20 protein-coding genes are annotated in these 25,012 nt (G+C 62.1%); 13 read left to right on the top strand and 7 right to left on the bottom strand.

All coding sequences use genetic code 11. From position 1 onward, the window contains the following. Nucleotides 1-106: 106 nt before the first annotated feature. On the bottom strand, nt 107-1,036 hold the full coding sequence (locus tag HX869_RS23125; RefSeq protein WP_032899060.1) for a LysR substrate-binding domain-containing protein: 930 nt from the start codon (nt 1,034-1,036) through the stop codon (nt 107-109). Nucleotides 1,037-1,316: 280 nt separating this feature from the next. On the opposite strand from HX869_RS23125, the gene HX869_RS23120 reads away from it, so the two are divergent. After that, complete coding sequence (locus HX869_RS23120; RefSeq protein WP_178903694.1) at nt 1,317-2,549, top strand: MFS transporter; 1,233 nt, start codon at nt 1,317-1,319, stop codon at nt 2,547-2,549. On the opposite strand, the gene HX869_RS23115 is transcribed toward HX869_RS23120, so the two are convergent. Further along, nucleotides 2,487-3,401, bottom strand: coding sequence for a LysR family transcriptional regulator (locus HX869_RS23115; protein ID WP_102369227.1), 915 nt, complete (start codon nt 3,399-3,401; stop codon nt 2,487-2,489). The two genes, HX869_RS23120 and HX869_RS23115, sit on opposite strands and share 63 nt — an antisense overlap. Before the next feature lie 114 nt (nt 3,402-3,515). On the opposite strand from HX869_RS23115, the gene HX869_RS23110 reads away from it, so the two are divergent. The 8 genes from HX869_RS23110 to HX869_RS23075 all read left to right on the top strand — a co-directional run bounded on the left by HX869_RS23110 (nt 3,516) and on the right by HX869_RS23075 (nt 13,458). Beyond that, entirely contained in the window at nt 3,516-4,397 is an 882-nt protein-coding gene (locus HX869_RS23110) for a hypothetical protein (RefSeq protein ID WP_008432881.1), read from the top strand. 50 nt (nt 4,398-4,447) lie between these two features. Beyond that, a complete protein-coding gene (locus tag HX869_RS23105) occupies nt 4,448-5,674 on the top strand; it encodes a Xaa-Pro peptidase family protein (RefSeq protein ID WP_003218567.1) in 1,227 nt (408 codons plus the stop codon). A 389-nt stretch (nt 5,675-6,063) separates the two neighbouring features. Further along, nucleotides 6,064-7,689, top strand: coding sequence for an ABC transporter substrate-binding protein (locus HX869_RS23100; RefSeq protein ID WP_134326765.1), 1,626 nt, complete (start codon nt 6,064-6,066; stop codon nt 7,687-7,689). A gap of 68 nt (nt 7,690-7,757) precedes the next feature. Beyond that, a complete protein-coding gene (locus HX869_RS23095; RefSeq protein ID WP_003218572.1) occupies nt 7,758-8,711 on the top strand; it encodes an ABC transporter permease in 954 nt (317 codons plus the stop codon). Then, entirely contained in the window at nt 8,708-9,544 is an 837-nt protein-coding gene (locus HX869_RS23090) for an ABC transporter permease (RefSeq protein WP_003218574.1), read from the top strand. The genes HX869_RS23095 and HX869_RS23090 overlap by 4 nt, the downstream gene beginning before the upstream one ends. A gap of 2 nt (nt 9,545-9,546) precedes the next feature. After that, nucleotides 9,547-11,184, top strand: coding sequence for an ABC transporter ATP-binding protein (locus HX869_RS23085; protein ID WP_178903693.1), 1,638 nt, complete (start codon nt 9,547-9,549; stop codon nt 11,182-11,184). A gap of 84 nt (nt 11,185-11,268) precedes the next feature. Further along, on the top strand, nt 11,269-12,438 hold the full coding sequence (locus HX869_RS23080; protein WP_003218578.1) for a hypothetical protein: 1,170 nt from the start codon (nt 11,269-11,271) through the stop codon (nt 12,436-12,438). A gap of 144 nt (nt 12,439-12,582) precedes the next feature. Next, nucleotides 12,583-13,458 carry a LysR substrate-binding domain-containing protein gene (locus HX869_RS23075; protein WP_177021275.1) on the top strand — a complete coding sequence of 292 codons (876 nt, stop codon included), beginning with the start codon at nt 12,583-12,585 and terminating at the stop codon, nt 13,456-13,458. Here the strand turns inward: HX869_RS23075 and HX869_RS23070 are convergent. The 4 genes from HX869_RS23070 to fae form a co-directional block, all read right to left on the bottom strand. Next, complete coding sequence (locus tag HX869_RS23070) at nt 13,405-14,778, bottom strand: MFS transporter (protein WP_178903692.1); 1,374 nt, start codon at nt 14,776-14,778, stop codon at nt 13,405-13,407. The two genes, HX869_RS23075 and HX869_RS23070, sit on opposite strands and share 54 nt — an antisense overlap. Nucleotides 14,779-14,952: 174 nt before the next feature. Then, a complete protein-coding gene (locus HX869_RS23065; RefSeq protein WP_178903691.1) occupies nt 14,953-16,386 on the bottom strand; it encodes an NAD-dependent succinate-semialdehyde dehydrogenase in 1,434 nt (477 codons plus the stop codon). Next, a complete protein-coding gene (locus HX869_RS23060) occupies nt 16,383-17,417 on the bottom strand; it encodes an aldo/keto reductase (protein ID WP_102606526.1) in 1,035 nt (344 codons plus the stop codon). The genes HX869_RS23065 and HX869_RS23060 overlap by 4 nt, the downstream gene beginning before the upstream one ends. Before the next feature lie 10 nt (nt 17,418-17,427). Then, nucleotides 17,428-17,940 (bottom strand): formaldehyde-activating enzyme, encoded by a 513-nt coding sequence (gene fae / locus HX869_RS23055; RefSeq protein ID WP_003212394.1) that lies wholly within the window; start codon nt 17,938-17,940, stop codon nt 17,428-17,430. Between the two features lie 333 nt (nt 17,941-18,273). On the opposite strand from fae, the gene HX869_RS23050 reads away from it, so the two are divergent. Together HX869_RS23050 and HX869_RS23045 are read left to right on the top strand one after the other, a co-directional pair. After that, nucleotides 18,274-19,524: a ribonucleotide-diphosphate reductase subunit beta gene (locus HX869_RS23050; protein ID WP_008432895.1), complete on the top strand. Its 1,251-nt coding sequence runs from the start codon at nt 18,274-18,276 to the stop codon at nt 19,522-19,524. A gap of 52 nt (nt 19,525-19,576) precedes the next feature. After that, the gene (locus tag HX869_RS23045; RefSeq protein ID WP_003208512.1) at nt 19,577-20,065 is read left to right on the top strand and encodes a DUF1289 domain-containing protein; all 489 of its coding nucleotides are present in this window, start codon (nt 19,577-19,579) and stop codon (nt 20,063-20,065) included. Nucleotides 20,066-20,189: 124 nt separating this feature from the next. Here HX869_RS23045 and mdeB read toward each other — a convergent pair whose 3' ends face one another. Next, nucleotides 20,190-22,868, bottom strand: coding sequence for an alpha-ketoglutarate dehydrogenase (gene mdeB, locus HX869_RS23040; protein WP_178903690.1), 2,679 nt, complete (start codon nt 22,866-22,868; stop codon nt 20,190-20,192). A gap of 191 nt (nt 22,869-23,059) precedes the next feature. Here mdeB and HX869_RS23035 point away from each other — a divergent pair, with 191 nt between their 5' ends. Next, nucleotides 23,060-23,986, top strand: coding sequence for a class I SAM-dependent methyltransferase (locus HX869_RS23035; protein WP_178903689.1), 927 nt, complete (start codon nt 23,060-23,062; stop codon nt 23,984-23,986). A gap of 148 nt (nt 23,987-24,134) precedes the next feature. Further along, nucleotides 24,135-24,851 (top strand): phosphatidylcholine synthase, encoded by a 717-nt coding sequence (gene pcsA, locus HX869_RS23030; protein WP_003208507.1) that lies wholly within the window; start codon nt 24,135-24,137, stop codon nt 24,849-24,851. Nucleotides 24,852-25,012 lie beyond the last annotated feature (161 nt).

Below are 25,012 nucleotides of genomic sequence, written 5' to 3'. Positions count from 1 at the left end.
GGGGCAAAGACCTTTTGGTTACTTTTGGGGCGTTTGCCAAAAGTGACCCGCTGTAAGAGCGGAACCATAAGTCGCCGTTACCTAAATAACGGATATGTACACCGAATCAAACAGCCGCCAAAGAAGGCTCCAACTGCCGCTGAGCCAACCAAATCTCCTCCTGCAGCCACTGCGCAAACACCTGCAACTGCGGCGTATCCGTCTGCTCCGGCCGGGTCACCAGCCAATACGACTGATGCCCCTCCACATGCACATTCAGCACCTGCGTCAACTGCCCACTGGCCAACTCCGAAGCGACCATATGCCAATCCGCAATGGTAATCCCCAACCCATCGATCGCCGCCCGAATCGCCAAATCCAGCAGGTCAAACTCATACCCCCCCTCGATATCAACCCCACTGATCCGCGCCGCATCCAGCCAATGCTTCCACGTCAGATACCGCTGATCCTCCCGCGCCAGCACATGCAGCAACGTCATGCGATTCAGATCAATCCCGTCACTCCACTCCCGGGCATACAACGACGGCGCACACACCGCGATATGCCGCTCCTGAATCAACAGCGAACTGTCCAACCCATCCCATTCCCCATCGCCAAACCGAATCGCACAATCCAGCGTACTGGTCTCCGCCAGGCTGTCCTGCAACCGCGTGGTAATGCTCAGCTCCAACTCCGGATGCTGCTCGCGCAAGCGCCCCAACCGCGGCATCAACCAACGATTGGTAAACGTCGGCGGCGCATTGATGTGCAACCGATTGGCATGGGACTTCTGCTGGATACTGCGCACCGTCAACTCGATCTTGTCGAACGACTGGTGCAACGCCCGCAGCAACACCCGCCCGGCACTGGTCAATTCCAGGTGATGGTGACGACGCTCCAGCAGGGCCTCGCCCAACTGTTCTTCAAGCTGGCGCACCTGGCGGCTGACCGCACTCTGCGTGACGTTCAACAGCTCGGCGGCCCGGGTAAAACTGCCGGTACTGCCGGCGACTTCGAAAGCTTTGAGGGCGTTGAGACCGGGCATTTTGCGTTTCATGGACGACACTCGGGAGCACAGGGGAAATAACCTGCACAACATACCTTTTTGTATTGGGTCAGCGGTAGCACCCCAGCCTGACAAACAATTAATCGTCGCAACCGCTGAAAGTGTCGTTTATCGCTACAGACCGTCGCTCACGAATAAATAGCCTGCGTATAACGCATGCACACTAAGACAATTAAGCATTGGTCGTCGCCAGGCTATAAACGCTAGTCTGCCGATGTACTTCCTGTAACTTCGCCCCTCTCTTTCGCGATTAACTTATCGAGTCATCGCCATGTCCAACGCACCCGTTTCATCCCGGCGAAGTATTGGCTTGCTGGCACTGGTGTTTACCGCCTGCAACGCCACCACCCACGGTTTCAGTGTGTTCCTGTATTCGGCGCTGTTGCCGCAGATCCGCCTGGCCTTTGAGCTCAGTTACAGCCAGGCCGCATTGATCGCCGCGCTGTTGCAGCTGTTCTACATGGGCGCCTCGATTGCCAGCGGCCTGGCGGCGGCGTGGATCAGCCCGCGCAATATGGTGCGCCTGACCATCGTCCTCAGCCCCGCCCTGCTGGCCCTGGCCGTCGCCACGCCGTGGGTGCTGCCGTTTGCCCTGTGCCTGGCACTGGTGTCGGCGTGCGCGGTGTCGAACTGGAACGCGATTTCGGCCCTCGCTCAAGAGGTGATCCCGACTACACATCGCAGCCGGGTGCTCGGGCTGGCGTCCTCGGGCTCAGCCTTTGCGCTGTGCTTGAACGGGCTGTTGATCGCGCTGTTGCAGGGGTTGTCGTTGCGCCAGTTCTGGCTGATCTGCGCCGGGTTGACGCTGGTTGTCACGCTGTTGACCCTGTGGGCACTGGCCCCGATCAAGCAACCGGCACCACGCGAGACCATGGCGCCGGCGCTGAATCAAGTGCTGCGCCAATGGCTGAAGTTGTGCATGGCACAACCAGTGGCAATGCAGATCGTCTTGCTCAGCGCGTTTATCGGCGCCATCAGCGGGCCGTTTCTGAATTTCCTGTCGGCGTTCGTCAGCGAGCAGCTACAGGCCAGCGCTTCCGTCACCGGCTCGATGTGGACGCTGATCGGGATCGGCGGTGTGATCGGCGGCTTGCTGCTCGGCACGCTGGCAGATCGTTGGGGGGCGTTGCGGGTGATGGCCCTGAGTATCGGCGCGTTTGGTCTGAGCATGCTCGGCTTGCTCGGGCACCCGAGCCTGGTACTGAGCTGGCTGGCGGCCGGGCTGTTCGCGCTGTTCTATTTCCCGTGTTGGGGCTTGATGGCCGCCTACGTCGGTGCCCGGCTCAGCCCGGTGCACAGCCTGCAAGTGGTGAGCCTGAGCATGGTCAGCTACGGCCTGGCGAGTGCCACCGGCAATGCCTTGTGCGGCTGGCTGCTGCAAGTCACTGCCGAATTTGCGGTGGTGCACGGCTGGATCGCGGCCTGGGTGTTGGCCAGCCTGTTATTGCTCAAGCGCATGGCCCAGCGACACACCCGTGAAGCGCTGGCCGCCCAGATGCCCTGAGTGGCCCAGTTGCCGGCGCAGAATCTCCACCAGGGCATCCACTTCCGGCACCTGGCAACCGGCTGAACGCCAGAACATCAGGCGCGCCGGGGCAATCGGCGGGAAGCCCTGGCGCTCGTCCAGAATCTGCCAGTCGGGTGGCACCAGGCGCCGCGCCATCACGCCCACCGACAAGCCCTGCTCGATCGCAATCGCAATGCCGCGCGGGCTTTGGCTGGTGTAAACCACCTGCCACGAGCGCCCGGACTGGGCCAGCGCCTGCACGGCGTTCGCACGGAACGCGCAGCCCTCGGCGTACACCGCCAACGGCACCGACTGACGCCCCACGCAACTCCAGCTGGGCGCCGCGACCCACACCAACGGCTCGTCGCACAGGTATTCCCCGCTGTGCAAACCTGCGTGTTCCACCCCCAGCACCAGGTCCAGCTCGCCCCGTTGCAGGCGCCCCACCAGGGCCGTCGACATCTCGCAGCACACATCGGGCCGTACCTGGGAGAACTGCGCCTGGAAGTCCTTGAGCATCCCGCCCAGGCAGTACTCGGCGTAGTCCTCGGGCATGCCGAGGTGGATACACACCTGTTGATTGGGCAATTGCGCGGCGCTGACGGCCTCGCTGTGCAGCTTGAGGATCTGCCGGGCGTAGATCAAAAAGGTTTCGCCACCGGGGGTCAGGCCCACCGAGCGGCTGGTACGGCGGATCAGTGGCGTGCCGACGATGTCTTCCAGGCGTTGCAGGCTCTGGCTGACGGTGGATTGGGTCTTGTGCAGGCGCTCGGCGGCCGCCGAAAACCCCTGGCACTCGATAATTGCCACAAACACTTTAAGCAGGGTGCCATCCAGTTCGCCCGACATAACTATCGCCCTCGCCGATGGATTCGATCACAACTTGTAATTTCCACTTTGCACCTCGTTCAGCAACTATCGGGTCAGCCAAAAAACACCAACTGATAGTTCCGGGAGTCTTGCATGAGCCTTCAACTTGCTGACGCTGAAGTGGGCGATATCAGCGACATTATTAATACCGAGCTGTATCCCATACATGATTCGGGCCATGTTCAATTACAGGCCCTGATCGAACACGCCCGGGCCGAACTGGCCGAAGACGGTTGCTGCCTGCTGAAGAACTTCCTGCGCCCCGCGGCGCTTGAGCAGGCGCGCCTGGAAGGTTTGGCGCTGTCGGGCAAGACGTTTTATTCGGTGCGCAAGGTCAACGCCTACTTCACCGAGGACGACACCTCCCTGCCCCACGATGACCCGCGCCGCACGTTCATGGAGCGCACCAGCGGCTTTGTGACCCGCGACATGATCGCCCCGGACGCGATCATCCACCGGCTGTACGTGTCGCCGATGATGAAACGCTTTATCGGTGCCTGCCTGAATGAGCCGGAAATCTTCGAGTACGCCGACCCGTTCGCCGGGCTGGTGATCAACGTGATGCCGGACGGCACCGAGCAGCCCTGGCACTTCGATACCAACGAATTCATCGTCAGCATGATGACCCAGAAGCCCGAGGCCGGCGGCCTGTTCGAGTACGCGCCGATGATTCGCTCGCGCACCCAGGAGAACCTCGGCGCTGTCGGCAAGGTGGTGCGTGGCGAGGACCGTTCGCGGGTGCAGGAACTGGAGCTGAATCCCGGCGATTTGCAGATATTCAAAGGGCGTTTTTCGGTGCACCGGGTGACCCGCGTGGAAGGCGCCACCGAGCGCAACACGGCGATCTTCGCCTACTCCGAAAAGCCCGGAATCATTGGCCGTGCCCAGCGCACCAAGCAGCTTTACGGACGCCTGTCCGAAGCCCATCTGCAAGCCGAACGCAACCTGGTCCGCAGCGACCAGTTGCTCGACTGATTCATACCTAAAAAACCTTGAAACCGTATTTGCCCTGCGAGGAACACCCTATGAGTCTGTCCGGCCCCAACCGCAACCCCGCTGACTGCGAACCTACCCATGACGAGATCCAGCAGATCCAGTTGGACCGTCTGCAACGGGTACGCAACGAGCTGAAAAAACGCGACTACGCCGCCTGCGTACTGTTCGACCCTACCCACATGCGCTACGCCACCGGCTCACGCAACATGCAGGTGTACTCGGCGCGCAACCCGGCCCGCTATGCGTTTATCCCGGCAGAAGGCCCGGTGGTGGTGTTCGAGTTCGGCGGCTGCCTGCACCTGGCCGAAACCCTCAACACCGTCGATGAAGTGCGCCCGGCCAAAGCCATCTCCTATTACTTCTGCGAAAGTTTCCTGGGCAATGTCACCGCCGACTGGGCCGCGGAAATCGATGAGCTGGTGCGCAAATGCGGCGGCGGCAAACGCATCGCCATTGAAAGCGCCACCTCCGCTGCGGCCTTCGAACTGCAAAAGCTCGGCTATCAGATATTTGATGCCCAGGAACCGCTGGAACGTGCGCGCTGCATCAAGGTGCCGAACGAACTCAAGATGATCCGCGCCAGCCTGCGTGCCACTGAAGCCGGGGTGCGCCTGATGGAAAGCAAACTCACCCCCGGCATCAGCGAGAACGAGCTGTGGTCGCACCTGCACCAGCACGTGATCGCCACCGACGGTGATTACGTCGAGACCCGCCTGCTGTCCTCCGGCCCACGCACCAACCCGTGGTTCCAGGAGTGCAGCACCCGGCCCATCGAAGCCGGCGACCTGGTAGCGCTGGACACTGACGTGGTCGGGCGTTTCGGCTACTACGCCGACTTCTCGCGGACCTTCCTGTGCGGGGAACAAGCCGCCACCGCCAAGCAGCAGGAGCTGTACAAACTGGCCTACGAGCAAGTGCAGACCAACATGGAAATGCTCAAGGCCGGGCGCAGTTTCAAGGAGTACGCGGAACTGGCCTGGAAGATTCCCGAGCATTACAAAAACAACCGTTACTTCGCCCTGGTGCACGGGGTTGGCATGACCGGTGAATACCCCTACGTGGTGCACCGCGAAGACATTGATGCCCTGGGCTACGACGGCGTGTTCGAAGCCGGCATGACCATCTGCGTGGAAAGCTACATCGGCCACGACGACGGCGGCGAAGGGGTCAAGCTCGAAGAGCAGATCTACATCCACGAACACGGCATCGAGTTGCTCTCCGACTACCCGTTCGACCCGCGCTTGTTGAGGTACTGATCGTTCCCACGCTCTGCGTGGGAATGCATCCCGTGACGCTCTGCGTCACCGTTTCGCAGAGGGGACGCGGAACGTCCGGGGCGGCATTCCCACGCAGAGCGTGGGAACGATCGGTCGGTGGGGAGCGACATGTAACATGCGTTTATAGAACGTTCCAACGCAGAATTTGTCGTTTGTCGATCTTTGCGCAAATGACAAAACTGCGGGCATCTCTAATAAAAACAACATGAGAGCTGCCCTATGTCCTGTCCGATTGCCACCCTCCCGACTTCGTTGCGCCTTGTTCTTCTGCCGGCTTCACAGCGGTCACGGTCACGCCTTCGCGGCGCTTGCCATTGACCCTTGCGGTTCAACAAAAAAACGCATATTCGCAAGTACCGGAGAGGCTTATGAAAGAGTTGACTACCCTGGACGGCGCCGCGCCGCATCCAGCCGTAAATGATCTGTGTGCCCAAGTGCAAAGCGGCGAAATCAACCGTCGCCAATTCCTGCGCACAGCCGCGCTGCTGGGCATCACCGTCGCCAGTGCCAGCACCTTTCTCGGTTCCGCACTGCTGGGCAATGACGCCCAGGCCGCCGAGCCACGCCAGGGCGGCAGCCTGCGGTTTGCCTGCGCGATCCAGGAAATCCAGGACCCGATGCTGATCACCTGGATCGAAGCCTCGAACCTGCTGCGCAACTCGGTGGAATACCTGACCTGGGTCGACGCCGACAACATCACCCACCCTTACCTCGCCGAGAGCTGGAGCCCGTCGGAAGACCTCGCCACGTGGACCTTCAACCTGCGCCAGAACGTGAAGTGGAGCAACGGCGACACCTTCAACGTCGACGACGTGCAGCACAATATCGAACGCTGGATCGCCGCCGATTCCAAGTCGGTGAACCGCACCGCGTTCCAGGACATCAAGGCCTTCGAAAAAGTCAGCGAGTTCCAGTTCCGCCTGGTGCTCAAGCGGCCGATCCTGGCGATCCCGGAGATGCTCAACGCCTTCACCTGCGCCATCGTGCACCGCAGCTTCAAGGCCGGTGACGACTGGGCGAAAAACCCGCTGGGCACCGGGCCGTTCAAGCTGGTTTCATTCGCCGTGAACAAGCAGGCGACCTTCGCCAAGCGCGCCGATTACTGGGGCAAACCAGCCAACCTTGACGAGTTGCGCTACATCGACATGGGCACCGACGTGTCCACCCACCTCGCCGCCCTGCAAGCCGGGCAAGTCGACGTGCTGTACCGCGTGACGGTGGCTGAACTGGACCTGGCCAAGCGCTTGCCCGGGGCCCAGTTGCTGACCTGCAAGTCGGCGCAAACCGTGGTGATGCGCATGGCCTGCGACCAGAAGCCGTTCACCGACCTGCGCATCCGCAAGGCGGTGGTGCTGTGCGCCGATAATGCGCAAATGCTGAAGATCGCCTATCGCGGCATGGGCACCCTCGGCGAAGACCATCATGTGGCGCCTTCCCACCCCGAATATTTCCCGCTGCCCAAGCGCAACCGCGACGTGGCGGCGGCCAAGAAGCTGCTGGCCGAAGCCGGCTTCCCCAACGGCATCGACATTGACCTGATCGTCGGCAACACCCAGGGCCGCTATGAACAGGACTGCGCGCAGATACTGCAACAGAACTGCCTGGAAGCCGGGATCCGCATCAACCTCAAAGTGATCCCTGCTGCACAGTACTGGCCGATCTGGGACAAGGCCGCCTTCAGCCTGACCTACTGGGCCCACCGCCCGCTGGGCGTAATGTCCCTGGAACTGGCCTACCGTGGCGGTGGTGCCTGGAACGAAAGCCATTACAGCGACCCGGCGTTCGATGCCGCGCTGGACAAGGCCATGGGCATCATCGACCCGAAACAGCGCGCCGTGGCGATGGAAAATGTCGAACGCATCCTGCAGGACGCCTGCGTGATCGTGCAGCCGTTCTGGGGCGACAAGTTCACCGCCGTGAGCAAAAAGGTCCAGGGCTTCCAGGTGCACCCTTCCGACTTCTACCCGATGGACAGTGTGTGGATGAGCGCTTGATTTAGCGCACGCCCTCCTCCCTGCCCGCACACGGGCAGGCATCCCTTGAACAGTCGGAGCATGCACCCATGGCTCATTTTCTGATGCGCAAGTTATTGGCGCTGGTGGCGACCCTGCTGTCGGTGTCATTGATCGTGTTCCTGGCCCTGGAACTGAATATAGAAGACGTGGCGATCAACGTCCTCGGCCCCTACTCCGCGGCCGACCAGCGCGCCGCGTGGCTGGTGGAACATGGCTATAACCAACCCTTTGTGTGGCGCTACCTGGTGTGGCTCAAGGACTTTGTCAGCGGCGACTGGGGCACCTCGGTGTACTTTCGCGAATCAGTGATCAAGCTGCTGCTGCCGAACCTTGCGCAAACCCTGACCCTGGCCGGCCTGGCCTTGCTGGTGATGGTGCCGGTGGCGTTGACCCTCGGCATTCTGGCCGGGATTCGCCAGGGCTCGGCGCTAGACCGCCTGGTGTCGTTCCTGTCGATCGTCACCACCTCGATTCCCGACTTCGCCAGCGCGGTGTTCGTCTCCGCGATCTTTGTGTTCTGGCTTAACTGGCTGCCCGGTGTGAGCAGCATGAGCGAGGGCTTCAGCGTCGTGCAATTGGTGCTGCCACTGATGGTGCTGTGCCTGTTCGGCATCGGTTACCTGGCGCGCATCACCCGGGCCTCGATGGTGGAAGTGATGCAGGCGCCGTACATCCGCACGGCGCGACTCAAGGGCGCATCGACCTCACGCATTGTGCTGCGGCATGCCCTGCGCAATGTGCTGATCGCGCCGGTCACGGTGATCATGCTGTACATCCCGTGGCTGCTGTCGAACGTGATCGTGGTGGAGGTGTTCTTCGCCTACAAGGGCTTCGGCTCGCTGCTGTACACCGCCTCGCTGAACCATGACGTGTACCTGATCGAAGCCTGCGCGATGGTCAGTGCCGTGGTGGTGGGCATCACCAAGATTTTCTCGGACCTGGCCTACACCTGGCTCAACCCGCGCATCACCCTGCGCAGCCTCGGCGGAGGTGCCCAATGAACCTGCTGCACTCGTTCAAACATCCCTTGGCATTGCTCGGCCTGCTGCTGGTGGGCGGCTGGGTGGTGATCGCGCTGTTCGCACCGTGGATCGCGCCCCATGATCCGCTGGAAAGCTTCACGCCCTTGCTCACGCCAATGACCGTCGGCGACAACGGCCAGAGCTTCCTGCTGGGCACCGATATGATTGGCCGCGACATTCTCTCGCGGCTGATCTGGGGCACCCGTACCGTGCTGTTCTGGTCGATCCTCGCCACGCTCACCGCGTTTGCCGTGGGCATCGCCATGGGCCTGTGCGCCGGCTACTTCAACGGCTGGGTCGACAGCGTGCTGTCGTATGTGGCCGACACGGTGCTGTCGTTCCCGGTGCTGGTGTTGTACATCGTGATCATCATCGCCCTCGGTGCTTCGGCGCTGAATATCCTGATTGCGGTGACCTTCACCAGCGCACCGGCGATCTTCCGGATCATGCGCGCCCTGACCATCGATATTCGCTCGCGAGACTACGTGCTCAGTGCCATCACCCAGGGCGAAGGCTCGCTGCGGATCATGCTGGTGGAAATCCTGCCCAACTGCGGCGGGCCGCTGATTGTCGATTTCTGCCTGCGCATCGGCTACACCGCGATCATGATCGGCGCCCTCGGCTTCCTGGGCCTCGGGCTGCCGCCGCCCACACCGGACTGGGGCGGCATGATCAATGACGGCCGCGCCATGGCCATCGCCTTCCCGCACCTGGTGATCTTCCCGTGCATCGCCATCTCCACCCTGATGCTGGGCCTGAGCCTGTTGGCGGACGGCCTGGATGAACACGCCCAGAAAGGCGCAAGGAGTTGAGCATGAACCACACGCAAGTACTGCGGGTGCAGAACCTGTCCATCGAATTGCCCGCCGGCGCCGACCGCAGCCACGCGGTGCAAGGCATCAGCCTGGAGGTGCGCAAGGGCGAAATCCTCTGCGTGATCGGCGAGTCCGGCTCCGGCAAGTCCGTGCTGTCGGCGGCGATCATGGGCGACTACGCCAAGGGTTTGCGGCATACCGAAGGCGTGATCGACTTCCTCGGCGATGACATTTGCACCCTCGACGAGGAGCGTTTGCGCCAGCTGCGGGGCAACCGTATCGCGATGATTTTCCAGGAGCCCATGGCGGCGCTGAACCCGGCGATTCGCATTGGCAAGCAAGTGGAAGAGATCTTCGATATTCACGCACCGCAGATGCCTGGCGCTGAACGCCGCGAGCGCATGCTGGCGCTGCTGGAGTCGACGCAACTGCCGGACCCGCCACGCATCGCCAACAGCTTTCCCCATCAACTGTCTGGCGGGCAATGCCAGCGAGTGGTGATTGCCATGGCGCTGGCGATGAACCCGGACCTGCTGATCGCCGACGAGCCCACTACGGCGCTGGACGTGACCACCCAGGCGCAGGTGCTGAAGCTGGTGCGCGAACTGCGCGGCCGCGGGCAACACGGCATTCTGTTTATCACCCATGACTTCGGCGTGGTGGCGCAGATTGCCGACCGTATCGCGGTGATGGAAGGCGGCCGGCTGGTGGAAATCGGCGAGCGCGACCAGGTGCTGAATGCCCCGGCCCACGCCTACACCCGCAAGCTGATTGCGGCCGTGCCGGCGCTGCACCCGGAGCTGCACAAGCCGAGTGCCGACGGCGAGCTGGCATTGCGCATCGAGCACCTGACCAAGACCTACACCGTCGGCGGCAGCTCGGTGGCGGCCTTGCGCAATGTCTCGCTGCAACTGCCACGGGGCAAGACCCTGGCGATTGTCGGCGAGTCCGGTTCGGGCAAAAGCACGTTGGTGAAAGCCGCGATCCGCCTGGTGGACAGCGACAGCGGCCACGTATGGGTCGGTGACACCGACTTCCTGGCCCTGCGCGGCTCGGCGCTGGCGGCGAATCGTCGGCGCATCCAGATGATTTTCCAGGACCCGTATGGCTCGCTCAATCCTCGGCACCGGGTGGGCGACATCATCGCCCGCGCCGCGCAATTGCGCGGGTTGTCGGCCAAGGATGCGTGGGCTGAAGCCGGAGATTTGCTGGAACAGGTGGGCCTCAAGCGCGACGCCCTCAAGCGCAAGCCCCGGCAGTTCTCCGGCGGCCAGCGCCAGCGCATCGGCATCGCCCGCGCCCTGGCGATGCGCCCGGAAGTGTTGATCGCCGATGAGAGCGTGTCAGCCCTGGATGTCTCGGTGCAGAAACAGGTGCTGGAACTGCTGGCCGAACTGCAGCAGCGCCTGAACCTGAGCATCCTGTTCATCACCCACGACCTGCGGGTGGCGGCGCAGATCAGCGACTACATCGCGGTGATGCGCCAGGGCGAAGTCGTCGAGTACGGCACTGCCGAGCAAGTGTTGCTGCACCCCCAGAACACCTACACCCAGACCTTGCTGGCCGCCGCCCCCGGCGCCTCGGAGCTGCCCGCCGCCGGCCCGCCGTTGCGGCTGATTCGCCCGCAAGCGCACTGAGTCAACCCTTTACCCCGCGTCGCAGCGTTCGTTGCGGCAAGGGGCTGCTGTTGCCAAAAAATAACTAATAACGAGAGTAAAACCATGCGACCAACCTTCCGTTACATCGCTCTGGTCCCTGTGCTTGGCGCCCTTGCGGCACCGGCCATGGCCATTCAAGTCACCGACAACCTCGACCTCGGCGGCGCCGTGCGCGCCCGTTGGGACTACGACCCGGATCGCGACATCCAGAAGTTCGGCCTCGACACCGCGTACCTCAGCGCCAAGTACAACTCCGACACCTGGATCGGCGAAGCGCAGTACCGGTTCTACGGGCGCTCCTACCCGTACCAGTACACCAAGAACTACGGCGATATCCAGTTCGCCAAGTTCGCCTGGGTGGGCTACAAGTTCAACCCCGACCAGCAGGTGCAAGTGGGCCTGAACACCGTGCCGTTTGGCTTGCAGCCGTACTTCGGCAGCACCTTCTACGAAACCCTGGGCAACGTGATCGGCCTGGAAGATGTGCAGCAGGTGGGCGCCAAGTACATCCAGCAAAGCGGCGACTGGAACATCCAGGCCGGTTACTACCTGCGCCCGGCGTGGCAAGGCAAAGGCACGAGCAAGGGCGTGACCTACTCCAGCGTGATCTCCGAGGCCGACAGCTACGTGGGCGACGGCAGCAACAACCAGGAACGCAACACCGTGGTGGTGCGGGTAGCCAAGGCCATGGACCTGGGCGGGTGGAAATCGGAAGTCGGGCTGTCCGGCCTGACCTCCACCCTGGAGAACAAGGACACCAATGACGATGGCCGACGCAACGCGGTGGCGATCCACTACCTGGGCAAGAACGGCCCGTGGGGCGTGCAATTGCAGGCGGCACGCCAGCAGATGTCGCCGCGCAACCCGGGCACCGACAGCGTGGTGACCCTGGGCGGGTATGACGGCACGTTCAACGTGGCCAGCCGCGGCAATCTGTATGTGGCGGATTTGAGCTACGACGTGGGTGGCAAGTACCTGTTTGACCAGGTCAGCGGTGTGAAGCTGTATGCCAACTACAGCGCGTTTGACAAGTCCGAGGATCAGTTCAAGACCTCGCAGCGGGTGATCCTGGGCACGTCGTTTTCGGTGAGTAAACTGTGGGTGGCCACGGAGTGGTTGATCGGCAAGAACGATCCGTATATTGGTGGGAGCAGCTATACCGAGAGCTTGGGAGCTGGGGGGAGTAACCAGTGGGAGAATCAGTTGTATATGAACATTGGCTACTACTTCTAAAATAGGCGGCGTCTTCACTGACGCCTTCGCGAGCAAGCCCGCTCCCACATTTTGACCGCGGCGCCGATCAAATGTGGGAGCGGGCTTGCTCGCGAAGAGGCCGCCAAAAACACCCATAAAAACAACAGGTGTGGAATCCATTTCATGCGCCAACTGCCCTCCCTCAACATGCTCCGTGTCTTCGAAGAAGTCGCCCGCCACCGCAGCTTCAGCCAGGCCGCCGTGGGCCTCAACGTCACCCAGGGCGCCGTCAGCCGCCAGATCAAACAACTGGAAGACTACCTCGGCGTCGCCCTCTTCATCCGTACGCCCCAGGGCCTGTCCCTGACCGAAGCCGGCTTCGCCCTCTCCCCGCACCTGAGCGACGCCTTCGACCATATCGAGCGCGCCCTGCACGCCGTGCGCGTGCCCAACCTGCGCCAGCGCCTGCGCATCGTCGCGCCACCCACTTGGGCCACCCGCTGGCTGTCCGCCCACCTGCGCCGGTTTTGCGAGCGTTACCCGGACATCAACCTCAGCGTCACCCACCAGAACACCCACGCGAGCCTGGCGGAAATCGACTGCCAGGTCCGCTTCGGCCTGGAAGCGGCCACGCAGTGCAGCAGTGAACTGCTGGTGATGGAACGCCACATCGCCGTCGCCAGCCCGGAACTGTTCAGCGACGGTCAGCCGCCCGACCTGCGGCGTTTTCCGCTGCTGCACATCCTGCACGATGGTAAGCGCTTGCAGGTCTGGGAGAACTGGCTGGCGGCCATGGGCCGGGAAGATATCGATGCAGGCCAGGGCCTGGAATTCAGCACCCTGGACCAGGTGATCCACACCGCCCTGGCCGGCGGTGGGCTGGCGGTGATCGACCGGCAGATGATCGAGCGTGAACTGGCGAATGGCAGCCTGCTGCCGATCACCCCGGTGGAGGTGATCGGCCCGTATGGCTATTGGCTGGATGTGGCAAGTGACAAGCAGGGTTTATCCAAGGTTCGGTTGTTTACGCAGTGGTTGAACCGGGTGAGCAATCCCTGACACCGCAGGCTCGGCCTTGCACGCCTGGCTCAAGGTCAACGCCTTGGTTTCCGGCGCCCAGGCCCAGGAGATGATCGCGCCCAGCACCAGGATAGCGGCGAGGATGCCCATGGTCGGGCTCAGGCCGATCCCCGCTACGCTCACCGGCAACAGGAAGGTACTCACCGCCGAACCCAGGCGGCTGACGGCTGTGGCAAGGCCGATGCCGCTGGCCCGCACTTCGGTCGGGAAGCTCTCCGCCGGGAATACGCCCACCAGGTTGCTCACCGCCGACAGCACCAGGGTGAAGACGCCGAACGTCAGCACCATCAACCACGCCATGCTGCCCGGCAATACCGCCAGCAGGAACAGCGCCGCCGCCAGGATGATGAACGAGTTGATCAGGAAGCCCCGCCGGGAGAATTTCACGGTGCACCAGATGCCGATCAAGGCGCCGATGATCAGCAGCAGGTTGAGCATCAGCTCGGTGCCAAAACCTTCGGCCAGGCCCATCTTCTGCAGGATCGACGGCAGGAAGGTGTAGATGGCGAAGTACGGCATCACGATGCACACGAAGAACAGGCAGTTGAACGCGGTGCGCTTGCGGTATTCACGGCTGAACAGCACGCCGTAGCCAGAACGGGTTTGCGTCGACGGTTCTTCATCGAGGACCACGTGTTCGCCGAGGTGTTTCTTGACGATGGCTCGGGCCTCGGCAATCCGGCCCTGGTTGATCAGCCAGCGCGGCGATTCGGGCGTGCCGATGCGCGCGATCAGGATCAGCCCGGCAGGAATTGCCGACGATGCGAGCATCCAGCGCCAGGCATCATCGCCGAGGCTGAGCATGGCGGTGCCGACAAAGGTCGCGGCCACGTAACCAACCGTCCACACCACGCTGAAGGAGCCCAGCAGTACCCCGCGATGTTTCCTGGGCGAGAACTCGGCAAGCATCGCGTGGCCGACGCTGAAGTCGCCGCCCAGGCCGATACCGATCAACACCCGACAGAGGAACAGCGCCATGGCGGTTTCGGCGTAAAACTGCATCACCGAGGCAACGGTGATCAGGACGAAGCTGACCAGGAAGATTTTCTGCCGGCCGAGGGTGTCGGAGATCCAGCCAAAGAACAGGCTGCCCATAAACAGGCCGATCAGGGCCGAGGCGCCGATCAGGCCTTGCCAGAAGGCGTCCAGTTGCATCTGTGGGCTGAGCAAGGTGAAGGCAATGCCGATCAGGCCGAGGATGTAGCCGTCGGTGAAGTGGGCGCCGAAGGTCAGGCCGGCGATTTTAAGGTGGAAGCGACCGATGGGCAGGTCGTCGATTTTGATGGGTTGAGTGGACATGGTGTTCTCCATATTTTTGTTTTTGACGGAGTAACAGCGGGCAAGCCCATTTCCCTGTGGGAGCGGGCTTGCTCGCGAAGGCGGTGTGTCAGTCAATGCATGTGGTGGCAGGCCCACCGCTTTCGCGAGCAAGCCCGCTCCCACATTGGATCGGTGTTGTTTGGGTAAATGGGGTCAGAGACCGCCCATCAACAGGTATTTGATCTCCAGGTAATCCTCCAGGCCGTACCTGGAACCTTCACGGCCCAGGCCCGACTCCTTGATCCCGCCAAACGGTGCGACTTCGGTGGAGATGATCCCTTCGTTGATCCCGACCATGCCCGCTTCCAGGCCTTCGGCCATGCGCCATACGCGGCCGATGTCGCGGCTGTAGAAGTAGGCCGACAAGCCAAACGGCGTGTCATTCGCCCGTTGCAGCACTTCGGCTTCGTCCTTGAAGCGGAAACAGGCTGCCACCGGGCCGAAGGTTTCTTCCTGGGCAATCAGCATCTCGCCGTGGGCTTCGGTGAGGATGGTCGGCTCGAAGAACGTCCCGCCCAAGGCATGGCGACGGCCGCCGCACAGCAGCTTGGCGCCTTTCTCCAGGGCGTCGCCGACATGGGCTTCAACCTTGGCCAACGCGGCCGCATTGATCAGCGGGCCTTGTTCGGTTTCGCCGTCCAGGGCGCTGCCGACGCGCATCGCAGAGACCGCTTCGGCCAGCTTGCGGGTGAACGCATCGTACACACCGTCCTGGATGAAGAAGCGGTTGACGCAGACGCAGGTCTGCCCGGTATTGCGAAACTTGGAAGCCATGGCGCCTTTGACGGCAGCGTCCAGGTCGGCATCGTCAAACACGATAAAGGGTGCGTTGCCGCCCAGTTCCAGGGAGACCTTTTTCAGGGTGTCGGCGGCCTGGCGCATCAGCAGCTTGCCGGTGCGGGTGGAGCCGGTGAAGGACAGCTTGCGCACAATGCTGGAGGCTTGCAGTGCGCCACCGATGGCCACGGCATCGCCGGACACGATGTTGAACACGCCCGCCGGAATCCCGGCCTGTTCTGCCAACACCGCCAGGGCGAAGGCCGACAGCGGGGTTTCTTCCGACGGTTTGAGAATCATCGTGCACCCCGCCGCCAGCGCCGGGCCAACCTTGCGGGTGACCATGGCCAGAGGGAAATTCCATGGGGTGATCGCTGCGACCACGCCGATGGCTTCCTTGGTCACGATGATGCGGGCGTCGGCCTTGTGGCTCGGGATCACGTCGCCATAGGCACGCTTGGCTTCTTCGGCAAACCATTCGAGGAAGCTCGCCGCGTAGACCACTTCGCCCATGGCTTCGGCCAGCGGCTTGCCCTGTTCCAGGCTGAGCAGGTGGGCCAGGTCCTTCTGGTTGCTCAGCATCAACTCGCTCCAGCGCTTGAGGCGCTGGCTGCGTTCCTTGGCGGTGAGCTTGCGCCAGGCTGGCAACGCGCGGTTGGCGGCGGCAATGGCCAGGTCGGTTTCTTCAGCCCCGGCGCGTTGTACTTCGGCGATCTGCGCACCATTGGCCGGGTTGAGCACCGGGTAGACCGGCCCACCTCTGGACCATTGGCCATCAATGAAATTGCCTGTGCGAATCAGCGGGTTCATGCCACGGCCTCTATCAGGTTAAAGCGGTCCAGGCCCGGACGGGCGCTGCGCAAGATGCGTTTGCCGGCGGTGTAGTCGTTGATCACATCGCACGGCGTGTAGTTGCGCTCCAGCTCGTGCAGTTCTTCCGCATCCAGTTGGGTGTCGAGGGCTGCAAGCGCACTATCAAATTGTGCGGTGGTGTCGGCGCCCACCAGCATCACGTCCACACCCGGATGATTGGCCACCCAGGCCTGGGCAATCTGTGCGTTGGACACGCCACGGGCACGGGCCACACGTTGCACCGAGTGGGCGATGTCGAACGACGCCTGGTCGCTGTACATCTGCTGGGTGAAGAAGTCGGTCTGGTTGCGGGTCGACTGCACTTCGCCGGTGAGCAAGCCACGGGCCAGCGGGCTGAACACCGACACGCCCAGGCCCTGGTCGCGGCAGAACGGGATCATCTCGCGCTCTTCCTCGCGGTAGGCGCAGTTCAGTTGCAGCTGCATGTTGATCGGCTTGACCCAGCCGTTGCGCTCGCAGGCCATGAGGATTTTTGCCAGTTGCCCGGTGAGCATGGTCGACACGCCGATGTAGCGCGCCTTGCCGGAACGCACGATGTCGTTGAGGGCGCCCATGGTTTCTTCCACCGGGGTGTTCACGTCGAAGTAATGCAGCATGAACACGTCGACGTAATCCATGCCAAGGCGGCTCAGGGAGGCGTCGATGCTGTCCATGATGTGCTTGCGCGAATGGCCGCTGGCATTGATGCCGCTGCGGGTGCCGTAGCCGACCTTGGTGGTGACCACGATGTCTTCACGGCGCGCAACGCGCTTGAGGATGCGCCCGACCACTTCCTCGCCGACGCCTGCGGAGTAGAAGTCCGCCAGGTCGATGAAGTTGACACCGTTGGCCAGGGCATGGGCAACGATGGGTTCGCTTTGTTTCTCGTCGAAAATCCACGGCTTCCAGTCCGGGGTGCCCATGTTCATGGTGCCCAGGCACAGGCGCGAGACTTGCAGGCCGGAGTTGCCCAAACGGATGTATTGCATGGGAATGTCCTCAGGCTTTTGGCGTGTAGAAAGGGTTGCTGATGTGGTTGACCACATCCGCCAGTTGCGCGGTGTGCGGCAAGCCTGTGAGGGCGGCGCGGATCGCAGTGCGGCAGGCGTTGTAGTTGTTGAGGTAGACCGCATCCAGGTCGTCGCAGGCCGGGTTGACCCAGTTGGCGGTGACAATCGCCCACTCGTCCTCGGCTTCCGGCGGCAGGGTGCCGTCGAGCAGGGCTTCGAGCACCGCCTTGGCGATCCCGGCCTGGGACGCGCCCCAGGTGGCATTGCCGTGCAGGTCGCTGCCGATGGCGGCCTTGTTGACGTAGAGGGTCATGGGTTTGACCGGGATGTTCGGCTGGGCAATCACCATGAACGGGCAATGGCCCTGGCTTGGCGACGCCAAACTGTTGGCAAACGCCTGGCCGGCCGGACCGTTGCGCGGGCCGATGAGGATGTTGATGTGGGCAGCATTGACGCCTGGGCCTTCGAAGCCTTCGCCGATGTACAGATCAAGTGCTTTCATTTCGCAAACGCTCTTTTTTGTTATGGGGAGCTGGTTGGCGAATTTTTAGCACTGGCCCGGGTAGCGGCCGTAACCATTAAAAGTCATGGGGCTGTGAGTTTTAGTCATGGCCCTGCGACCATCGGCCAGGTCTTGTGCGTTGACCATCGTTGCTACACCCCATATAGTGTGCCCACAAACACAGATAACCACTACATAGTGTGCAAGAACGCTGAACATCGACCACACTATGCGCCGTATTTCAATGCCTTGAAGCCTGCAAAACGCACATTTTTGAACACGCTGGGTGAATCGAAGCCCACGCCGTCAGACGGACCACGAAGGAGCAATTCAATGCTGAGTTGGGATGAAGCAGATCAACCAGACACCGGTGACGTAGTCATCCGGGGCGCCAACGCCGGCCACGCCACCGAAGCCAACATGGACCGCCTCGACGGTGCCGGCGCTGCCGCCGCCCTTGAAGCCCGCAACGTGACCGCCAGCGACTCCGCCGCGATCATCCGCGCCAAGGCCGCCCTCGACAAACTCGACGTCGCCGAAGGCCTCGCCGAACTCGAAGGCTCCGCCGCCCGCGTCGCCGTTGACGAAAAGCGCATGATCAACTGCCGCGCCGACCTCAACCAACTCGTACCCTTCAAGTACGACTGGGCCTGGCAGAAGTACCTCGACGGCTGCGCCAACCACTGGATGCCGCAGGAGGTCAACATGACCGCCGACATAGCCCTGTGGAAAAACCCCGAAGGCCTGACCGACGACGAACGTCGCATCGTCATGCGCAACCTCGGCTTCTTCTCCACTGCGGATTCGTTGGTCGCCAACAACCTGGTATTGGCCGTGTACCGCCTGATCACCAACCCGGAGTGCCGCCAGTACATCCTGCGCCAGGCCTTCGAAGAAGCGATCCACACCCACGCCTACCAGTACTGCATCGAATCGTTGGCCATGGATGAAGGCGAGATCTTCAACATGTACCACGAGATTCCATCGGTCGCCAAAAAGGCTGCCTGGGGCTTGAAGTACACCCGTTCGATCTCCGATCCGAAGTTCGAAACCGGCACCGTTGAGACTGATAAAGAGCTGCTGCGCAACCTGGTGGCGTACTACTGCGTACTGGAAGGTATCTTCTTCTACTGCGGCTTCACCCAGATCCTGTCCATGGGCCGTCGCAACAAAATGACCGGCGTGGCGGAACAGTTCCAGTACATCCTGCGGGATGAGTCGATGCACCTGAACTTCGGCATCGATGTGATCAACCAGATCAAAATCGAAAACCCGCACTTGTGGGATGCCGAGATGAAGGAAGAAGCGACCCAGATGATCCTGCAAGGGACTCAGCTGGAGATTGAATATGCGCGTGACACCATGCCGCGTGGGGTGCTGGGGATGAATGCGGCGATGATGGAGGATTACCTCAAGTTCATCGCTAACCGTCGTCTGTCGCAGATTGGGTTGAAGGAAGAGTATCCAGGGACGACTAACCCGTTCCCTTGGATGAGCGAAATCATGGACTTGAAGAAAGAGAAGAACTTCTTCGAGACCCGTGTGATCGAGTACCAGACTGGCGGCGCGCTGAGCTGGGATTGATTTAAAGCGGCCCCTTCGGGGGCCGTGTTGTTTCACCTGTCGATGTTTTTTTATGCCCAATCAAACCATCAAGACACCCTGCGTCGGCCTGTGCTCCACCGTTTACGGAGACCTGGTATGCCGGGGCTGCAAGCGCTATCACCATGAGGTGATTCAGTGGAACGGCTACAACGCCGAGGAGAAACAGGCGGTGTGGCTGCGCCTGGAACAACTGCTGGTGCAGGTGATGACCAGCAAGCTGCAGGTGCTGGACCCGCAGCGCCTGCGCCAGCAACTGGAAGACCGCAAGATTCGCTTTGTGCCACACCAGTCGCCGTATTGCTGGGCGTACCAGTTGATTGCCCGGGGCGCGCGGGTGATTTCGAAGTTGGATGCGTATGGGTTGGCGCTGTTGCCGGAGTTTCGCGAGCGCAATCTGGCAGATTTGCGGGATGCGATTGACCGGGAGTTTTTCCTGTTGTCCGAGGCGCATTACGAGCGGTATATCGCGCCGGGGTTTCTGCGGGAATCGTTTGGGGCGCCGTTGATAGCCAGTATTTAGACAAACACACAGAACCAGTGTGGGAGCGGGCTTGCTCGCGAAAGCGGTGTATCAGTTGCCGGATATATTGACTGACACACCGCATTCGCGAGCAAGCCCGCTCCCACATTTAGATCTTTGTCGCTCAGGAGGTCCAGGACGGCTCGCGATCGGTCTGCACCCCATAACGCTCTATCGCCTGCTGGCAAACCTGCCTGTCCAGACTCCCCTGCTCCACCAACGCCGTCAGCGCCGCCAGCACAATGTGATACCGGTCCACCTCAAAGAAATCCCGCAACGCCGCCCGGGTATCGCTGCGACCAAAGCCATCCGTCCCCAGCACGGTGTAAGCCGAATCCACGTATGACCCAATCATCTGCGGCACCGCCCTTACATAGTCAGATACGGCCACCACCGGCGCGCCCTTGGGCAAACACTCCGCCAGGTGGCTGCGCCACGCCGGCTGTTGCGGATGCAGGCGGTTCCAGCGCTCCACGTCACGGGCGTCCCGGGCCAGTTCGCTGAAGCTGGTGACACTGAACACTTCAGCGTCAACCTGCCAATCCTCCGCCAACAATTGCGCCGCTGCCTGGGCTTCGCGCACCAGCGTGCCGGAGCCGAGCAACCGGACCTTGCCGCCAGGCTGCCCGCTCAGCCGGTACATGCCGTTGATGATCGCCGCTTCGACGCCTTCCGGCAGGCTCGGCTGCGGGTAGTTTTCGTTCATCAGCGTCACGTAGTAGAACTCGTCCACATCGTGCTCCAGCATCTGGCGCATGCCATGGTCGAGGATCACCGCAAACTCGCCGGCAAACGCCGGGTCGTAGGCACGGCAATTGGGCACGGTGGCGGCCATCAGGTGGCTGCTGCCGTCCTGGTGCTGCAAGCCTTCGCCACCCAGGGTGGTGCGCCCGGCAGTGGCGCCCAGCAGGAAACCTCGGGCACGCTGGTCGGCGGCGGCCCAGATGAGGTCACCCACGCGCTGGAAACCGAACATCGAGTAGTAGATGTAAAACGGCAGCATCCGCAGGCCATGCACCGAATAACTGGTGGCCGCCGCGACCCAGGAACTGATGGCGCTGGCTTCGCTGATGCCTTCTTCAAGGATCTGCCCGTCGGTGGCTTCGCGGTAGCTGAGGATCGAGCCGATGTCTTCGGGCTCGTAGCGCTGGCCGACGCTGGAATAGATGCCGATCTGCTTGAATAGGTTGGCCATGCCGAAGGTGCGCGCCTCATCGGCGACGATGGGCACGATGCGCGGGCCGAGGGCCTTGTCCTTGAGCAGATTGGTGAGCATGCGCACAAAGGCCATGGTGGTGGACATTTCCTTGCCCTCCGCCTGGGTGGCAAACGCGCCGTAGCCCGACACCGGCGGGACACTCACGGTGGGCGCCTGCTGGCCACGGCTCGGCACATACCCGCCGAGGGTGGCGCGGCGCTGGTGCAAGTAGCGCATTTCGAGGCTGTCTTCAGCCGGTTTGTAGAAGCTCAGGGATTCGGCCTGTTCATCCGACAGCGGCAACTGGAAGCGATTGCGGAAGGCGATCAAGGCCTCGCGGTCGAGCTTCTTCTGCTGGTGGGTGGTCATCTTGCCCTGCCCGGCCTCGCCCATGCCAAAGCCCTTTTTGGTCTGGGCCAGGATCACCGTGGGTTTGCCGGCGACCCGGCGCGCCGCGTGATAGGCCGCGTGGATCTTGACCATGTCATGGCCGCCACGCTTGAGCCGGTCGATCTGCTCGTCGCTCAGGCCCTCGACCAGTTTGGACAGCGCCTCGCTCTGGCCGAAGAAATGTTCGCGGTTGTAGGCGCCGTCCTTGGCGGCGAAAGTCTGGAATTGCCCGTCCACCGTCTGCGACAGGGTGCGCGCCAGCTCGCCGTCGGTGTCCTTGGCCAGCAAGGCGTCCCAGTCCGAGCCCCAGACCAGCTTGATCACGTTCCAGCCGGCACCGGCGAACAACGCCTCCATCTCGTCGATAATTCGCCCGTTGCCACGCACCGGGCCGTCGAGCCGTTGCAGGTTGCAGTTGACCACCCAGGTCAGGTTGTCCAGGCCTTCACGGGCGGCCAGGGTGAGGGCCGACATGCTTTCCGGTTCGTCCATCTCGCCGTCGCCGAATACGCCCCATACGTGGCGGTCGGTGGTGTCCTGCAAGCCGCGGTGTTGCAGGTAGCGCATGAACCGCGCCTGGAAAATCGAGCTGATGGGGCCAATGCCCATGGACCCGGTGGGAAATTGCCAGAAGTCCGGCATCAACCACGGATGGGGATAGCTGGACAAACCTCGGGCACCCGCCTTGCCTGCACCGATTTCCTGGCGATAGTGGGCCAGGTCGGCCTCGGTCAGGCGCCCTTCAAGGAAGGCGCGAGCATAGATGCCGGGGGCGGAATGCGGCTGGTAGAACACCAGGTCGCCGCCAAAACTGTCGCTTCGGGCCCGGAAAAAGTGGTTGAAGCCCACCTCGAACAAATCCGCCGCGCTGGCGTAGCTGGCGATATGCCCGCCCAGTTCGCCATAGGCCTGGTTGGCGCGCACTACCATGGCCAGGGCGTTCCAGCGCACCACTGAGGCCAGGCGTTCTTCAGTGGCCAGGTCGCCGGGAAACGGCGGTTGCTGCTCCACGGCGATGCTATTGATGTAGGGCGTGCCATGCCGGGGTTTCCAGGCGATGTGCGGCGCGCCGCCGGCATCCGCCAGCATGTCGAGGATCTCCCGTGCGCGCGCCGCGCCGGCGTTGGCCACCAGGGAGGCCAGGGCATCGCGCCATTCGGCCAGTTCTTCCTGGTCCATCGCTGTCTGACTCACTGCACTCGCGAAACCGTTCATGGGCACCTCCGGGCTTTTTTTCCAGTTTATGTCGGTGCCAAGGGATTTTTTGACTGTTGTGCGCCGCCTCTCGGGGACTTTTGAGCATAAATCACTGCCAATCAGCAAATTCAAAGCACGTTGTGCTTCAACTCCCGAACACACCGCAATTGTGTTTAAAATGCCGCCCGCTCAATGACCGACGTTGCCCGATGAACCCAGACGCACTCGCCACCCTGCACACCCATTTGCTGACCGCCCTGCAAACCGTCCCCGCCGAGACCCGGCGCCTGTTTCACGGGCGTGGCCGCTGCTGGCCGGGCCTGGAGCAACTGACGGTGGACTGGCTGCAAGGCGTGGTGCTGGTCTCGCTGTTCAAGGAGTCTGAAGCCGCGGAGCTTGAGGCCTTGAAGCAGATGCTGGTGCAGATCGACTGGCGGTCATTCGGCGCCCATACCGTGGCGCTGCAACACCGCTACCTGCCGCAAAGCACCACCGAATGGCTGCTGGGCGAGGTGGTCGACGAACTGACCATCACCGAAGGCGGCCTGCGCTACCTGATCGACCTGGGCAAAAAGCAGAACAGTGGGCTGTTCCTCGACATGCGTTACGGCCGCAACTGGGTACGCGAACAGGCTCATGGCCTGCGGGTGCTGAACCTGTTCGCCTACACCTGTGGTTTCTCCGTGGCGGCCATCGAAGGCGGCGCCGAGCATGTGGTGAACCTGGACATGGCCCGTGGCGCCCTGAGCCGGGGTCGCGACAATCACCGCCTGAACGGCCACGACCTGAGCAAGGTGACGTTCCTCGGCCACGACCTGTTCAAGTCGTGGGCCAAGGTCACCAACAGCGGCCCGTACGACCTGGTGATCATCGACCCGCCCTCGTTCCAGAAAGGCAGTTTCCTTTTGACCAAGGACTACCAGCGGGTGCTGCGTCGCCTGCCGGACTTGCTCACGGCCCAGGGTACGGTGCTGGCGTGCATGAACGACCCGGCGTTCGGCGAAGACTTCCTGATCGACGGCGTAACCCGCGAAGCGCCTGGCCTGCGCTTTGACCAGCGGCTGGAAAACCCGCCGGAATTCCCCGATATCGACCCGCAAAGCGGATTAAAGGCACTGGTGTTTCGCCAAGGCTGATGCCGAAACGTCCTGCGCTTGCTACGCTTAACCTACGCCGGGTGGTGAACCTTATCCCACCCTTCCCGGTCGATACCTGCACACTCTGGCCAGATTCGACGGTGCTACCCCGTCGGCTGCCCTGTTTCACCTTTTGGAGAACGCCCCTGTGATATCGACCCTGCATGTAGCCCGTCTCAAGGCCTGGGGCGCCCATGGTTTTACCGCCACCGGCGTGGTGCTGGCCTTCCTGGCCACCCTGGCACTGCTCGACAACCAGCCCAAGGCTTGCCTGCTGTGGCTGGGCCTGGCCTTGATCGTCGATGGGGTCGACGGCTCTCTCGCGCGACGGGTGAATGTGCAAACAGTGCTGCCAAGCTTCGATGGCTCGGTATTGGACCTGGTGATTGATTACCTGACGTACGTGTTTATTCCGGCGCTGTTTATCTATCGCTATATCGCCCTGCCGGACTTCACCCCGTTGTTTACGGTGTCGGTGATTCTGGTGTCGTCGCTGTTCTGCTTCTGCAACGTCAACATGAAGAGCAAGGACAACTACTTCGTCGGCTTCCCCGCCGCATGGAACGTGGTGGCGCTGTGCGTCTATATCATCCAGCCGGAAGCCTGGGTCACCTTGCTCACCGTGATCGGCCTGGCGTTGCTGACCGTGACGCCGATGAAGTTCCTGCACCCGTTCCGGGTCAAGCGCTTCATGCCGATCAATATTGCCGTGACCACCATCTGGTTGCTGTGCAGCCTGCTGCTGGTGATCGACTTCCCGTACACCAATCGCCTGACCCTGGGCCTGTGGTTGCTGATGTCGGCGTACTTCCTGGGGATCTGCATCTGGCGGACCGCACTGGAGTGGGTCGAAACACATAAATAGCCAAGCGGGCAAGGTTGAAATGTGGGAGCGGGTTTGCTCGCGAATGCGGTGGATCAGCCACTCTATCCGGTGACTGACACTGCGCATTCGCGAGCAAGCCCGCTCCCACATTTGGATCGCCTCGACCCAGGGTTATGGGTAAGATACCGGCCTTTCGCGCA

It is taken from the genome of Pseudomonas sp. P7779, from assembly GCF_013386315.1.
Lineage (GTDB): Bacteria > Pseudomonadota > Gammaproteobacteria > Pseudomonadales > Pseudomonadaceae > Aquipseudomonas.
Note: the sequence above shows the minus strand (reverse complement) of the source record. Positions and strands in the feature narration are given on the sequence as shown.